Raw genomic sequence first — 13,974 nt, 5'->3', positions numbered from 1 at the left:
TACGGGTGCTTACTGCTTGCCGCAGTTCGAGGCCAGCCTCTTCTCGTCCTCCGTGAGGGTGGGGCCCGGGGAGGGAACGGCTGTGGTGGGCGTGGGCTTGGGCTTGGTGGAGCCGGCGGTGCCGCCCGCCTGCTCCTCGCTGGGCGGCGCCGACGGGCGGGCGGCGGCGGCCGCGCGGGCCTCCTCCTGCTTGCGGCAGGCGGTCGCCTGGGCGCCCAGCTCCCTGATCTTGGCCTCCGCCTTGGCGAGGCTGCTGCCGGCGATGGTCTCCTCGACCTGCCTCTGCTGGTAGGAGGGGAGGTACTTGAGTTCGATGTCGGGGTGGTCCTTCTCGACCTTCGACAGCGAGACCCAGGCCAGGTCCTGGCTGATGCCGCGGTACAGCGCGACATGGCCGTCGTTCGCCCCGACGAAGTACTGGGTCTGCGTCCAGCGCCAGCCGCCGTACGCGCCGGCGCCGACGAGGGCGAGCACCAGCAGGGTGAAGAAGATCCGCTTGAACCATCTGCGCCCGGCGCCGCGCGGCTTTCTGAGGTCCCGCTCGCTGTACGTGCCGTAGCCGCCGTCCTCGGGGGGCATGCCGCCGTAGCCGAGGTCGTCGCCGCTGCCGGGCGGGCCGAAGCCGCCCGCCGGGGGCTGCCCGGAGCGGCCCAGGCCGGACGCGCGGCCCGCCGGGGTCTGCATGGCACCGCCGTCGTTGAGCAGCGGCTGGCTCTCGGCCACCGCGCCCACGACGACCGGGGTGTCGCTGAGCCGCCCGGCCGGACCGTCGCCGCCGTCGACGTCGAGGACATCCGCGACGATCACCGTGATGTTGTCGGGGCCGCCGCCGCGCAGGGCGAGCTGGATCAGCTCCTGCACGGTCTGCTGCGGCTCCTGGTAGGCGGCGAGCGTCTCCTCCATCGTCTGGTGGGAGACCACGCCGGACAGGCCGTCGGAGCAGATCAGGTACCGGTCGCCGGCGCGGACCTCGCGGATCGACAGGTCCGGCTCGACGTGGTCGCCGCTGCCGAGCGCGCGCATCAGCAGGGAGCGCTGCGGGTGGGTGGTGGCCTCCTCCTCGGTGATCCGGCCCTCGTCGACCAGCCGCTGGACCCAGGTGTGGTCCTGGGTGATCTGAGTGAGGACGCCGTCGCGCAGGAGGTACGCGCGGGAGTCGCCGACGTGGACGAGGCCGAGCCGCTGGCCGGTCCACAGCAGCGCGGTCAGGGTGGTCCCCATGCCCTCGAGCTGGGGGTCCTCCTCGACCATCATCCGGAGCTGGTCGTTGGCGCGCTGCACCGCCGTGCCGAGCGAGGTGAGGATGTCGGAGCCGGGGACGTCGTCGTCGAGCGTGACGAGCGCGGAGATGACCTCGGAGGACGCGACCTCGCCCGCGGCCTGGCCGCCCATGCCGTCGGCGATCGCGAGCAGGCGGGGGCCGGCGTATCCGGAGTCCTCGTTGCCCTCGCGGATCATCCCTTTGTGCGACCCGGCGGCGAAGCGCAGTGACAGGCTCATGCGCACCTGCCCCGTCGACTCTGCCCCGGGGTAAAGCCGGTCTCGAGCCACACTGCCCACCCTCCGGTCGGGAGCCCTCCCCGGTCCCCTGGGACCGCTGCGGCTCGCTCGCTCCGCTCGCTCATTGTCGTACTACTTCCGCAGCTCGATGACGGTCTTGCCGATGCGGATCGGCGCGCCCAGCGGAATCGGGGTCGGGGTGGTGAGTCGGGTCCGGTCGAGATAGGTGCCGTTCGTGGACCCGAGATCCTCGACGATCCACTGGCCGTCACGGTCCGGGTAGATCCTGGCATGCCTGCTGGAGGCGTAGTCGTCGTCCAGCACGATGGTCGAGTCGTGGGCCCGGCCCAGGGTGATGGTCTGCCCCTGGAGCGCGACCGTGGTGCCGGTCAGCGTCCCCTCGGACACGACCAGCTTGGTCGGGGCGCCGCGGCGCTGGCGCTGCTGCGGCGGTGCCGCCGCCTGTCGGCCGCCCTGCTGGGCACGCCCGCCCTCGCGGCGCGAACCGCGCTGCGTGACCCGCGTGCCGAACAGGTCGCTGCGGATGACCTGGACGGCCACGATGACGAACAGCCACAGTACGGCGAGGAAACCCAACCGCATGACCGTGAGGGTCAGCTCTGACATTGCCCCCGCTTCACCCTTCGGCTTGCCGGTAAACGATGGTGGTGCTGCCCACGACGATCCGCGAGCCGTCGCGGAGCGTAGCGCGGGTGGTGTGCTGCCCGTCCACCACGATGCCGTTGGTAGACCCGAGATCCTGGATCGTCGAGGGCGTTCCGGTCCGGATCTCGCAGTGGCGGCGCGATACGCCGGGGTCGTCGATCCGCACGTCGGCGTCGGTGCTGCGGCCCAGCACGAGGGTGGGGCGGGAGATCTGGTGGCGCGTGCCGTTGATCTCGATCCAGCGCCGCACCTGGCCGGCGCCCGGCATGTGGCCGGAGGCGCCCGGCGGGCGGTGCGCGGCGGGGCCCGCACCCGCGCGGTGCGCGCCGGGGGCGCCGCCCGGCGGCGGGGCGGCGGGCATGGGCGGGGCGCCGGCCGGGGGGTACCCGTACCCTCCGGGGCGGCCGCCCGCTCCGTGCGGCGGGCCGGCCGGCGGGGCGCCGTCGACGGGCTGGGCCGACTGCGAGGAACTGGAGGCGAGCGTGCGGCTGCGGACCCGGTACAGGCCGGTGTCGAGGTCCTCGGCCTTCTCCAGGTGGACCTTGATGGGACCCATGAAGGTGTACCGCTGCTGCTTGGCGTAGTCCCGCACCAGGCCGGCCAACTCGTCGCCGAGCTGGCCCGAGTACGGGCTGAGGCGCTCGTAGTCGGGTGCGCTCAGCTCGACGATGAAGTCGTTGGGGACGACGGTCCGCTCGCGGTTCCAGATCGTCGCGTTGTTGTCGCACTCCCGCTGGAGGGCCCCGGCGATCTCGACAGGCTGGACCTCGGACTTGAAGACCTTGGCGAAGGTGCCGTTGACCAGGCCTTCGAGACGCTGCTCGAACCGCTTCAGGACTCCCATGGGGCACCTCCTCCGTCGTTGCCGTCCTGGTACTGCTTACTGATCGTATCCACGCGTCGGGAAATCGGCTGGTTCCCCTTCTCTGCCCTGTGGATAAGTGTCACCTCTCACATCTCCCGTACGGATCGTAGAGGCGCCCTGTGGACAGTGTCCCGCACTCGGGGCACGGCCGGGGCGAGTGGGGGCGGCGGCCGGGGGTCGCGGCCCGGGCGAGCGGGGCCGCGGCGTGCGTTCCGTGCCGGTCCATGCCCGCTGCCCCGCGGCGCGATGCCTCCCGAGCGGTCCTGGTGCTCCCCCGGGGCCTCCCCGGTGACATCGCGGTGCTTCCGTCGATCTCCCTTCGGCGGCCCTTCCGTCCACGTGCGTGCATCTCCTGTCCTCTCGTGCCCCTGTGCCCCTGTGCCCCTGTGCCCCTGTGTCCCTGTGTCCCTGTGTTCCTCTGCCGTCGTGGCCGCGGGCCCTTTCCCCGTGCCCGGGTGCGCGGGGGTTCCGGCGATCCGGTGCCACTTCGGTGATGTGCACGGGGCGTGTGGGGTGTGCGGGGTGCGCGGTGCGGGGCTGCTCGGTGGGGGTGGGCGGGGCGGTCGGGGGCCTGGGGCGGTCGGAGGTGTCTCGGGGGTGTCCCTCCCCGTCCCTTGTTCGCCCGGAGGGCCCCCGAAACAACGGATGTGAACCCACCCCCCGCGACGTGCTAATCTTCTGATGTCGCCAGGCGGTCGCACCGAGAAGGTGGGGCCCGAGGTGGCAACACCCAAATGCGCGGGTGGCGGAATAGGCAGACGCGCTGGATTCAGGTTCCAGTGCCCGCAAGGGCGTGGGGGTTCAACTCCCCCCTCGCGCACCACAGGAGACAGGGTCTCCACCAGGACGGAAGTCCAGGTGGGGGCCCTTTCTCGTGGAGTGGCCGACCCGTGGGTGGTCTTCCGCCGAGCGTCTTCTCCGCTTTCTCGACCTTCCTCGGTTGCCCCGGTACGCCTCACGTGCCTGACGCGGCCGACGTGTTCGTCGTCCGGCTCCCGGCGGGACGGCCGCCGCCCGGTCCAGCAGCCCGCAGGCGCGGGGGCGTTGGGCGTTCCGGCCATGACGCCCCGGTACCGACGGAGCTCCGGCACGCGTGGTGCGGCGGGGCCGTGGCGGTCGTCCACAGGGGGAGACGGGTGGGGGGCGGAAGGGTACGGTCGTCGCACATCTGGTCGAGATCGTGTGATGGGGGGCGTATGGACGAGTTCCGGGCCGCGGTGCCCGCGCAGCGTACGGGTGAGGGTGGCGGTCCGGTGCCGGCCGGGGTGCGGATCCCGGTGGTGCCGGGCTTCGCACGGCACCCCGCGGTGTCGTCCGGACCCGGCGGCGCCGGGGGGCCCAAGGCGCACGGCAAGGCGCTGCGCGAGCGGGTGCCGCGCGCCTCCCACGACATGGTGGCGCTGCGCGCCGGGCGCCCGGACGCGGTGCGCGCCGTGGAGGAGTCCAGCAGGGGCCGGGTGCCCGCACTGGCGCCGATACGGGTGGGCCGCATGGCGGCGACGCCGTTCGCGTTCCTGCGCGGGGCCGCCGGGCTGATGGCGCACGACCTGGCGGGCACGCCGGTGACGGGCGTGGGCGCGCAGATATGCGGGGACGCCCACGCGGCCAACTTCGGCCTGTACGGGGACGCGAGCGGCCGGCTGGTCATCGACCTGAACGACTTCGACGAGACCGTCTTCGGCCCCTGGGAGTGGGACGTCAAGCGGCTGGCGACCTCCCTGGTGCTGGCCGGGCGGGAGACCGGGGCGGACGAGGACGTGTGCCGCGCGGCCGCCTACGACGCCGTGGGCGCCTACCGGCGGACCATGCGGCTGCTGGCGCGGATGCCGGTGCTGGACGCGTGGAACGCGATCGCCGACGAGGAGCTCGTCTCGCACACGGACGCGCGGGACCTGCTCGGCACGCTGGAGCGGGTGTCGGAGAAGGCCCGGCGGAACACGAGCGCCCGCTTCGCCGCGAAGGCGACGGAGCTGTGCGAGAACGGCTCGCGGCGGTTCGTGGACGCCCCGCCCGTGCTGTCGCGCGTGTCCGACGCCGAGGCCGCCGCCGTCGCCTCGGCGCTGGGCCCGTACCTGGCGACGCTGCCGCCGGACCGGCTGCCGCTGCTCGCCCGGTACGCCATCCAGGACGTGGCGTTCCGGGTCGTCGGCACGGGGAGCGTGGGCACCCGGTCGTACGTGGTGCTGCTCCTGGACCACCGGGGCGAGCCGCTGGTGCTCCAGGTGAAGGAGGCGCGACCCTCGGTGCTCCTGCCGTACCTGCCGGAAGCCGGGTTCGACGCCGAGGACGCCGGGCACGAGGGACGCCGCGTCGTGCTGGGCCAGAAGCGGATGCAGGTCGTCAGCGACAGCCTGCTGGGCTGGACGACGGTGGAGGGGCGGCCGTACCAGGTGCGGCAGTTCCGCAACCGGAAGGGCAGCGTCGACCCGGCGGTGCTGCCGGCGGACCAGGTGGACGACTACGGGCGGATGACCGGCGCCCTGCTGGCGCGGGCGCACGCGCACAGCGCCGATCCGCGGGTGGTGGCGGCGTACTGCGGCAAGAGCGACGCCTTCGACGCCGCCGTCGCCGCGTTTGCCGTGGCGTACGCGGACCGTACCGAGGCCGACCACGCCGATCTGGTCGCGGCCGTGCGGTCCGGGCGGGTCGCCGCCGAGCTGGGAGTGTGACGGGAGGGGTGCCGGTCGCCCGTAGTCTGGTCGTGTGACGATCCCGAGCGACGACCTGACCGGCGCCTCCGCGGACGAGGCCGCCGCCACGCCCGCTGCCGAGCGGCTCCCGCGACCCGCCGCGCCCGAGGCCGGCGGGGCGCCCGGCGACCCCGCGGGGGCGACCGGCACGGAGACGGCCGCGGAGGGCCCTTCCGGCCCTTCCGGTGCGGCCGGTGACGACGGGGCCGGGGAGGGGGCTGAGGCGCCTGAGGCGCGGCTGGCGCGTGCCGTCCGGGCGGCCGAGCAGGCGCTGATCGAGTTCGAGATCGCGGTGGAGACCTTCCGCGTCGAGGTGGAGAACTTCTCCCGCCTGCACCATCAGCGGCTCGGCCCGATGTACGCCCGTCTCGACGAGCTGGACGCGCTGATCGCCGAGGCCCGTGCCGCGCACACCGGTGACCCGGAGGACCTGCGCCTGGCGCGGGAGGCCCGCGCCCTGGTGATGCCGATGCCGGGGGTGGACGAGCTCTTCCACGACTGGATCGACTCCGACGGCCTGTCGCCGGAGGCGGCGGCCATGCTGAACGAGCAGCCGGTGCAGGCACCGCGCCGGGTACGGCCGAGCGACGAGGCGCGCAAGCTGTACCGGGAGCTGGTGCGCAAGGCCCATCCGGACCTCACCGCGGAGGAGGCGGAGCGGCAGCGGCGCGAGGACTTCCTCACCCGCGTCAACGCCGCCTACGCCCGCGGTGACGAGGCGCGGCTGCGGCAGCTCTCCGAGGAGTGGGAGGCCGGGCCCGCGCCCGCCGAGCCCGCGCTCGGGGCGGCCGACGAGCTGTACGCGCGCCTGGAGTGGCTGGCCCAGCGCAAGGACATGCTGACGGCCGTCGCGCGGGAGCTGGAGGACAGCGCGATCGGTGCGATGCTGCGCATGGCGCCCGACGACCCGGACCGCCTCCTCGACGAGGTCGCCGAGCAGCTGCTGGCCCGGACGTCCGAGCGCGAGGCGGAGCTGGCTTCGCTGACGGCGTCCCCGTACCCGCCCCAGGAAAGGGAATGACCCCGATGAACTTCGCAACGCTGCCCACCGTGGACGCCGCCTCCGTACCGGGGGACGCCCTGGTCCTGGATGTGCGTGAGGACGACGAGTGGGCCGCCGGGCACGTCGAGGGCGCCCTGCACGTGCCGATGAGCGACTTCGTCGCCCGGTTCGGCGAGGTGACGGAGGCGGTGGCCGACGGGCGGCGCGCCTATGTGATGTGCCGGGTCGGCGGCCGGTCCGCGCAGGTCACCCAGTACCTGGTGCAGCAGGGCATCGACGCGGTGAACGTGGACGGCGGCATGCTCGCCTGGGAGAGCGCCGGCCGTCCCATGGTCAGCGAGCACGGAGGCCCCGCGGCCGTCGCCTGAGCGACGCCCGGCAGGGCTCCTGCCGGGCCCCGCTCCGGGGTCCTGCGACGGGCCTTGAGGGGTGCGGAACGCCGGTGCCCGGAGGGCTCGGGCCTCGGCGCGTCGGGTACCTGGAGGGACGGTCTCCCGGCGCTTCCAGTACCGGATAGGGAACGGCTCCCGGCGCTTCCGGTACCGGATGGCGCCGCGCTCGCCGGGCGGCGGGCTGGGCGGCAGGGCCGACCCGGCGCCGATGTCTCAGCCCGGCCCGTGCGCGGGCCCGATGCGTACGCGGACCCGTTCCGCGAGTGGGCCCGGCCCCGCGAACGGGGCCGGGCCCAGGGCGGACCTGTGGGTGATCGCGGTGCCGTCAGCGGTCGAAGTCGAGCTCGACCTCGGGGGTCATCGCGTGCGACTGGCACGCCAGGACGTAGCCGGCTTCCGTCTCCTCGGTCTCCAGGGCGTAGTTGCGGTCCATTCGCACCTCCCCGGAGACGAGGAAGGCCCGGCATGTGCCGCACACCCCTCCCTTGCAGGCGTACGGCGCGTCCGACCGGCCGCGCAGCACCGTCTCCAGCAGGGACTCCCCGTCCTGGACCGGCCACGACCCGGACCGCCCGTCCAGCGTCGCCGTCAGCGTCGCCGCGGCGACCTCGCCCGGCGCGGGGCGGCGGGCCGTGGCGGAGCCGTCGTCCACGTGGAAGATCTCCTGGTGGACCCGGCTCTTCGGTACGCCCAGGCCCCGCAGCGCCCGCTCGGCACCCTGGACCAGCCCGAACGGCCCGCACAGGAACCAGCCGTCCACGTCGTCCACGGCGAGCAGCGCCGGGAGGAGGCCGGTCAGCCGCTCCTCGTCCAGCCGGCCGGACGGCAGCCCGGTCTGCTGCTCCTCCCGCGACAGCACCGTGACCAGCTGGAAGCGGTCCGGGTAGCGGTCCTTCAGGTCGGCGACCTCGTCGAGGAACATGGTGGAGGCGGCCGTCCGGTCGCTGCGGATCAGGCAGAAGCGGGCCTTCGGCTCGCGCGCCAGCAGCGACGAGGCGATGGACAGCACGGGGGTGATCCCGCTGCCGCCGACGACCGCGGCGAAGTGGCCCGGCCGGGGCGGCAGGACGAACCGGCCCATCGGCTCCATGACCTCCACCGTGTCCCCGGCGGACAGCTCCTTCAGCGCGTACGTGGAGAACTCTCCGCCCTCGACCAGCCGGATGCCCACGCGCAGCACCGGGTCCTCGCCCGGACCGGCGGCCGGGGAGCAGATCGAGTACGTACGGCGGATCTCCTCGCCGGCGGCGGAGGTCCGGCGCATCGTCAGGTGCTGGCCGGGGGTGTGGCGGAACGCCTCCCGGAGCTCTGGCGGCACCGCGAGGGTGACGGCCACCGAGTCGTCCGTGAGCCGTTCGACCTCGGTCACCCGGAGCGGATGGAACATCTACAACTCCTTGAAGTGGTCGAAGGGTTCGCGGCAGGTGGCGCAGCGGCGCAGCGACTTGCACGCGGTCGAGGAGAACCTGCTCAGCAGCTCGGTGTCGGTGGAGCCGCAGTGCGGGCAGCGGATGGCGAGCGTCAGCGGCACGGGGTCCCCGGACCGCTGCCGCTGCGTCCGGGGCGGGGCTATGCCGAACTCGGCGAGCTTGCGGCGGCCCTCGTCGCTGATGTCGTCCGTGGACCAGGCGGGGGAGAGGACCGTGACGACGGCGACGTCCTCGACGCCCCGGTCGTGCAGGACCCGCTCGATGTCCGAGGACATCGCCTCGATGGCGGGGCATCCGGTGTAGGTGGGGGTCAGCTCGACCGTCACCCTGCCCTGGTCCTCCACCCGCACGCCCCTGATGACGCCCAGCTCCTCCAGGGTGAGCACGGGCATCTCGGGGTCGGGGACCGAACCGGCCAGCCGGCTCAGCTCCTCCTCGAGCGGTGTCATGGTCACCACGACGCCCCCGGATGGCTGCGGTGCAGGTGCTGCATCTCCGCGAGCATCCGCCCGAACGGCTCGGTGTGCACGCCCTGGCGTCCGGCGCCCGCGCTCCAGGCCGTGTTCCTCGGCCCCTCGGGGAGGGTCAGGGTCGCCCGGGCGAGCACGGCGGAGACCGACGCCAGCCAGTCGTCCTCCATCTCCCGCCAGTCGACGTCCACGCCCTCGACGGGCTGGAACAGCTCGCCGGTGAGGCGCCACAGCGCGTCGCAGGCCCGCTGCATCCGGTCGTGGCTCTCGGGGGTGCCGTCGCCGAGCCGCAGCGTCCACTGCTCGGCGTGGTCCTGGTGGTAGGCCACCTCCTTGACCGCCTTCGCGGCCAGGCCCCGCAGGGCCTCGCCGGACGCGTCGCCGGGGCGGGGCGCGGCGGCGGCGAGGCGCCCGTACAGCAGGCGCTGGTAGGTGGAGAAGTAGAGCTGGCGGGCGATCGTGTGGGCGAAGTCGCCGTTGGGCTGCTCGACCAGCTGGACGTTGCGGAACGCCCGCTCCTCGCGGAGGTACGCCAGCTCGTCCTCGTCGCCCACGAGGGAGAGCAGGACGCGGGCCTGCCCGAGCAGGTCCAGCGCGATGTTGGCGAGGGCGACCTCCTCCTCCAGCACGGGCGCGTGGCCGGCCCACTCCCCCAGCCGGTGGGAGAGCACCAGCGCGTCGTCGCCGAGGGCGAGGGCCGCCGCGTTCAGGGTGGTCGTCACAGGTGCTGCACCCCCTCGGGGATCTCGTAGAACGTCGGGTGGCGGTAGGGCTTGTCGGCGGACGGCTCGAAGAACGGGTCCTTCTCGTCCGGCGACGAGGCGGTGATCGCGGTGGCGGGGACGACCCAGATGGACACGCCCTCGTTGCGCCGGGTGTACAGGTCGCGGGCGTTGCGCAGGGCCATCTGGGCGTCCGGGGCGTGCAGGCTCCCCGCGTGGGTGTGGGACAGTCCGCGGCGCGAGCGCACGAATACCTCCCACAGCGGCCAGTCGCTGGTCGTCATGCCGTCGCCTCCCCGGTCTCGCGGGTCTCGTCGCCCGTCTTCCGATCGCTGTGCCTTGCGGCGTACGCCGCCGCGGCCTCCCTGACCCACGCGCCCTCCTCGTGGGCGCGGCGGCGCTGCGTGATCCGCTGCTCGTTGCACGGGCCGTTGCCCTTGAGGACCTCGCGGAACTCCGACCAGTCGATGGCGCCGAAGTCGTAGTGGCCCCGCTCCTCGTTCCACCGGAGGTCCGGGTCGGGGAGGGTCAGGCCCAGGGACTCGGCCTGCGGGACGCAGATGTCGACGAAGCGCTGGCGCAGCTCGTCGTTCGAGTGGCGCTTGATCTTCCAGGCCATGGACTGCGCGGAGTGCGCCGACTCGTCGTCGGGCGGGCCGAACATCATCAGGGACGGCCACCACCAGCGGTCGACGGCGTCCTGGGCCATCGCGTGCTGGGCGGGGGTGCCCTTCGAGAGGGCGAGCAGCGCCTCGTAGCCCTGCCGCTGGTGGAAGGACTCCTCCTTGCAGACGCGGACCATCGCGCGGGCGTACGGCCCGTAGGAGCAGCGGCACAGCGGCACCTGGTTGGTGATCGCGGCGCCGTCCACGAGCCAGCCGATGGCGCCGACGTCGGCCCAGGTCAGCGTGGGGTAGTTGAAGATGGAGGAGTACTTCTGGCGGCCGGAGTGGAGCTTGTCGAGCAGCTCGTCGCGGCTGACGCCCAGGGTCTCGGCGGCGCTGTAGAGGTACAGCCCGTGGCCCGCCTCGTCCTGCACCTTGGCCATCAGGATCGCCTTGCGCCGCAGGGAGGGAGCGCGGGTGATCCAGTTCGCCTCGGGCTGCATGCCGATGATCTCGGAGTGCGCGTGCTGGGCGATCTGCCGGATGAGCGTGGCGCGATAGGCCTCCGGCATCCAGTCGCGCGGTTCGATGCGCTCGTCGGCGGCCACGGCGGCGTTGAACACCGCTTCGTACGCCTCCTGCGAGTCCGCAGTCACTGCCGTCATCGGGCCCCCTACCGACCGATCGTTCGGTTGAATGACTTCAATGGTGAGTCGGCGGCCCGTATGGTGTCAACCCTGTGGATAACCGGGGCGGCCAGACGGGGAACGGGGCGGGATGGAGTCGTACGACGGACAGCGCGGACGCGCCGGACACGCGGTCGGCGAGCAGGGCCCCGAAGACCCCGGCAGGACGCTGGAGCGCGGCGGCCTGGCGGCGCTCTCCCTCCCCTACCAGGTGGCCGGTGCGCTCGCCCTCGCGGTGGTCGGACTCGTCGCCTGCTTCCACGTCGGGATGGTCTTCCTGCACGTCGCGCCGTCGAACACGCTGAGCAAGCAGCACGGCGAGACCGTCGACGCCTGGGTGATGCCGGAGTTCGAGCAGAACTGGAAGCTCTTCGCGCCCAACCCCCTCCAGCAGAACGTCGCCGTCCAGGTCCGTGCCGAGGTGTCCGCCGAGGGCACCCGCCGTGTCACCCCGTGGATCGACCTGACCGCCGAGGACGCCGCCGCGATCCGCGGCAACCCCTTCCCCAGCCATGTGCAGCAGAACGAGCTGCGGCGGGCCTGGGACTTCTACGCCAACCAGCACGGCGACGACGACCGGGCGGGCAGCCTGCGCGCCGGCCTCTCCGAGCGCTACATACGCCGCATCGCCCTCATGCGGCTGGACCACCACGACCTGGGCGGCAGGGTCGAGCGGATACAGGTGCGCTCCTCGACCACGGGCGTCGCCGCCCCGCCGTGGAGCCGCGAGAAGAACGACACCCGTCCGTACTACCGGATGCTGCCCTGGTGGACCGTGACCGCCGCCGACCTGGCGGGCGGCGTGACCGTCGGCCGCACCCCGGAGGAGGCACGGTGAAGCAGAGCCCCCGCGTCCCCGCCCCCGCCCCGGCGCCCGCCTCCGAAACGCCGTCCCCCGCGCACTCCGCACCCTCGGCGCGTCCCGAGCCCCCGGCCGCCGGCCGTCCCGGCGCCGACCGGCGCCTCGCCGGGGCCGTCCAGCGCGTCACCGGCTCCGTCCTCGGCCCGTACCAGAGCGCGGTGGTGCGGATCGGGTTCGCCGCGACCTGGCTGATCTTCCTCCTCCGCGAGTTCCCGCACCGCCACGAGCTCTACGGCCCCGACGGCCCGTGGGGCTGGCAGATGGCGCGGGAGCTCATCGCGGACAACCGCTCCTTCACCGCCCTGATGTGGTCGGACTCGGTGGTGTGGTTCGAGGCCGTCTACGCACTCGCCGTCCTCTCCAGCGCGCTGCTGCTGGTCGGCTGGCGCACCCGCGCGACCTCCGCGCTGTTCATGGTGGGCGTCCTGTCGCTGCAGAATCGCTCCGTCTTCATGGGCGACGGCGGCGACAACGTCATCCACCTCATGGCGATCTACCTCGTCCTCACCCGGTGCGGGCGCGTCTGGTCGCTGGACGCCCGCCGAAGGACCCGGCAGGCCCGCCACCCCGCCGGGGCGCGGCCGTCCGACCCGGCGGGAGTCGCGCTCTGGGCCGTCCTGGGCCTCGGGCTCGTGGCCGTGCTGCTGTTCCGCGACCGGAGCGGCGAGCCGTGGATCGTGGTGCTGCTGTGGCTGCTGTGGCTCGCTCAGGGCGCGTGGTGGCTGGTGTGCCGCTTCGCCCCCGGCCAGCCGCGCATCCTGCTCGACGTCATGGCCAACCTGCTGCACAACGCCACCCTCGCGGTGATCATGGCGGAGGTCTGCCTGATCTACGCGACCGCCGGCTGGTACAAGATCCAGGGCTCGCGCTGGCAGGACGGCACCGCCCTGTACTACCCGCTGCAGCTGGACTACTTCAGTCCCTGGCCCGCCGTGTCCGACCTCCTCGCCGGCGCCAGCGTGGTGGTCATGCTCATCACGTACGGCACGGTGATCGTGCAGGTGGCCTTCCCCTTCACCCTCTTCAACCGCCGCGTCAAGAACGTGCTGCTCGCGGTGATGATGATGGAGCACGCCGGGATCGCCCTGCTGCTGGGCCTGCCGGCCTTCTCCCTCGCCATGATCACCGCCGACGCGGTCTTCCTGCCGACGGTCTTCCTGGTGTGGCTGGAGCGCCGGGTCCGCCGGGCCGGGCGGCGGCTGCGGCCCCGGCGGGGCGCGGACGGGCCGACGGGCGCGTCCGAGGGGTCGCCCGCGGGCGGGGCCGGCGAGGTGGCGCGGGGCCCGGCGCCCGGCGACCCCGCGCCCCGTACCCTCGTCGGGTGAGCAGCGAGACGCGGACGGACGACACCCCCCTCCAGTACGACGACGGCTACGGCCCCGGGGTCGGCGTCGGGCCGCACCCGCTGCCCTGGCCTGAGGACGGGCGGTACGACCCCCAGCTGCTCGCCGAGGGCGACCGGCGCAACGTGGTCGACCGCTACCGGTACTGGACGCGCGAGGCGATCGTCGCCGACCTGGACACCCGCCGCCACGACTTCCACGTGGCGGTGGAGAACTGGGGCCACGACTTCAACATCGGGTCCGTCGTGCGGACCGCCAACGCCTTCCTGGCGAAGGAGGTCCACATCGTCGGCCGCCGCCGCTGGAACCGGCGCGGCGCCATGGTGACCGACCGGTACCAGCACGTCCGCCACCACCCGGACACCGGGTCGCTGACGTCCTGGGCGGCGGCGGAGGGGCTGCCGGTCATCGGCATCGACAACCTGCCGGGAGCGGTCCCGCTGGAGCGGACGGTCCTGCCGCGCCGCTGTGTGCTGCTCTTCGGTCAGGAGGGGCCTGGCCTCACGGAGGAGGCCCGCGAGCACGCGGCGATGGTGTGCTCCATCGCGCAGTTCGGCTCGACGCGGTCCATCAACGCCGGGGCGGCGGCGGCCATCGCCATGCACGCCTGGGTCCAGCGGTACGCGGAGATCGGCGACTCCCCCGCCTGAGCGGGGTCGGGGGCGGGGGCCGAGCCGGGCCCCGCCCGCCGAGACCGGCCGCCGTGGCGGCAAGGGGAAGGCCCCCGGCCACCGCCGGCG

The 13,974-nt window shown here is 73.5% G+C and carries 14 protein-coding genes and 1 tRNA gene; 7 read left to right on the top strand and 8 right to left on the bottom strand.

The features are described 5' to 3' along the window. Positions 1 to 9 precede the first annotated feature (9 nt). From CP974_RS14690 to CP974_RS14680, 3 genes are all read right to left on the bottom strand, one after another. Entirely contained in the window at positions 10 to 1,500 is a 1,491-nt protein-coding gene (locus CP974_RS14690) for a Stp1/IreP family PP2C-type Ser/Thr phosphatase (protein WP_031134844.1), read from the bottom strand. A gap of 132 nt (positions 1,501 to 1,632) precedes the next feature. Continuing rightward, a complete protein-coding gene (locus CP974_RS14685; RefSeq protein ID WP_031134842.1) occupies positions 1,633 to 2,127 on the bottom strand; it encodes an FHA domain-containing protein FhaB/FipA in 495 nt (164 codons plus the stop codon). 10 nt (positions 2,128 to 2,137) lie between these two features. Then, a complete protein-coding gene (locus CP974_RS14680) occupies positions 2,138 to 3,010 on the bottom strand; it encodes an FHA domain-containing protein (protein WP_031134840.1) in 873 nt (290 codons plus the stop codon). Between the two features lie 757 nt (positions 3,011 to 3,767). Here CP974_RS14680 and CP974_RS14675 point away from each other — a divergent pair. The 4 genes from CP974_RS14675 (at position 3,768) to CP974_RS14660 (ending at position 7,092) form a co-directional block, all read left to right on the top strand. Then, a tRNA-Leu gene (locus tag CP974_RS14675) sits at positions 3,768 to 3,854 on the top strand. A gap of 373 nt (positions 3,855 to 4,227) precedes the next feature. After that, entirely contained in the window at positions 4,228 to 5,700 is a 1,473-nt protein-coding gene (locus tag CP974_RS14670; protein ID WP_031131867.1) for a DUF2252 domain-containing protein, read from the top strand. A 34-nt stretch (positions 5,701 to 5,734) separates the two neighbouring features. Then, positions 5,735 to 6,742 carry a hypothetical protein gene (locus CP974_RS14665; protein ID WP_031131865.1) on the top strand — a complete coding sequence of 336 codons (1,008 nt, stop codon included), beginning with the start codon at positions 5,735 to 5,737 and terminating at the stop codon, positions 6,740 to 6,742. A 5-nt stretch (positions 6,743 to 6,747) separates the two neighbouring features. Then, the gene (locus CP974_RS14660) at positions 6,748 to 7,092 is read left to right on the top strand and encodes a rhodanese-like domain-containing protein (RefSeq protein ID WP_031131863.1); all 345 of its coding nucleotides are present in this window, start codon (positions 6,748 to 6,750) and stop codon (positions 7,090 to 7,092) included. A 349-nt stretch (positions 7,093 to 7,441) separates the two neighbouring features. Here the strand turns inward: CP974_RS14660 and CP974_RS14655 are convergent, their stop codons facing one another. The 5 genes from CP974_RS14655 to paaA are packed head-to-tail and all read right to left on the bottom strand — an operon-like array spanning position 7,442 to position 11,008. Beyond that, a complete protein-coding gene (locus tag CP974_RS14655) occupies positions 7,442 to 8,503 on the bottom strand; it encodes a 2Fe-2S iron-sulfur cluster-binding protein (protein ID WP_031131862.1) in 1,062 nt (353 codons plus the stop codon). Then, positions 8,504 to 9,004 (bottom strand): 1,2-phenylacetyl-CoA epoxidase subunit PaaD, encoded by a 501-nt coding sequence (gene paaD, locus CP974_RS14650; protein WP_031131859.1) that lies wholly within the window; start codon positions 9,002 to 9,004, stop codon positions 8,504 to 8,506. Beyond that, a complete protein-coding gene (gene paaC / locus CP974_RS14645; RefSeq protein WP_031131858.1) occupies positions 8,998 to 9,738 on the bottom strand; it encodes a 1,2-phenylacetyl-CoA epoxidase subunit PaaC in 741 nt (246 codons plus the stop codon). Before paaC ends, paaD begins: the two co-directional genes overlap by 7 nt. Then, a complete protein-coding gene (gene paaB / locus CP974_RS14640) occupies positions 9,735 to 10,022 on the bottom strand; it encodes a 1,2-phenylacetyl-CoA epoxidase subunit PaaB (protein WP_031131856.1) in 288 nt (95 codons plus the stop codon). The genes paaC and paaB overlap by 4 nt, the downstream gene beginning before the upstream one ends. Further along, a complete protein-coding gene (gene paaA, locus CP974_RS14635; RefSeq protein ID WP_031131854.1) occupies positions 10,019 to 11,008 on the bottom strand; it encodes a 1,2-phenylacetyl-CoA epoxidase subunit PaaA in 990 nt (329 codons plus the stop codon). Before paaA ends, paaB begins: the two co-directional genes overlap by 4 nt. Positions 11,009 to 11,120: 112 nt before the next feature. Between paaA and CP974_RS14630 the strand changes: the two genes are divergently transcribed. Genes CP974_RS14630 through CP974_RS14620 form a run of 3 tightly spaced genes read left to right on the top strand, consistent with a single transcriptional unit; the run spans position 11,121 to position 13,884 of the window. After that, positions 11,121 to 11,867: a DUF5819 family protein gene (locus tag CP974_RS14630; protein WP_037937910.1), complete on the top strand. Its 747-nt coding sequence runs from the start codon at positions 11,121 to 11,123 to the stop codon at positions 11,865 to 11,867. After that, complete coding sequence (locus CP974_RS14625) at positions 11,864 to 13,216, top strand: HTTM domain-containing protein (protein WP_078915605.1); 1,353 nt, start codon at positions 11,864 to 11,866, stop codon at positions 13,214 to 13,216. The genes CP974_RS14630 and CP974_RS14625 overlap by 4 nt, the downstream gene beginning before the upstream one ends. Next, a complete protein-coding gene (locus CP974_RS14620; protein ID WP_031131849.1) occupies positions 13,213 to 13,884 on the top strand; it encodes a TrmH family RNA methyltransferase in 672 nt (223 codons plus the stop codon). Before CP974_RS14625 ends, CP974_RS14620 begins: the two co-directional genes overlap by 4 nt. Positions 13,885 to 13,974 lie beyond the last annotated feature (90 nt).

The sequence above is a fragment of the Streptomyces fradiae ATCC 10745 = DSM 40063 genome (assembly GCF_008704425.1).
In the GTDB taxonomy this organism is placed as follows: Bacteria; Actinomycetota; Actinomycetes; order Streptomycetales; family Streptomycetaceae; genus Streptomyces; species Streptomyces fradiae.
Note: the sequence above shows the minus strand (reverse complement) of the source record. Positions and strands in the feature narration are given on the sequence as shown.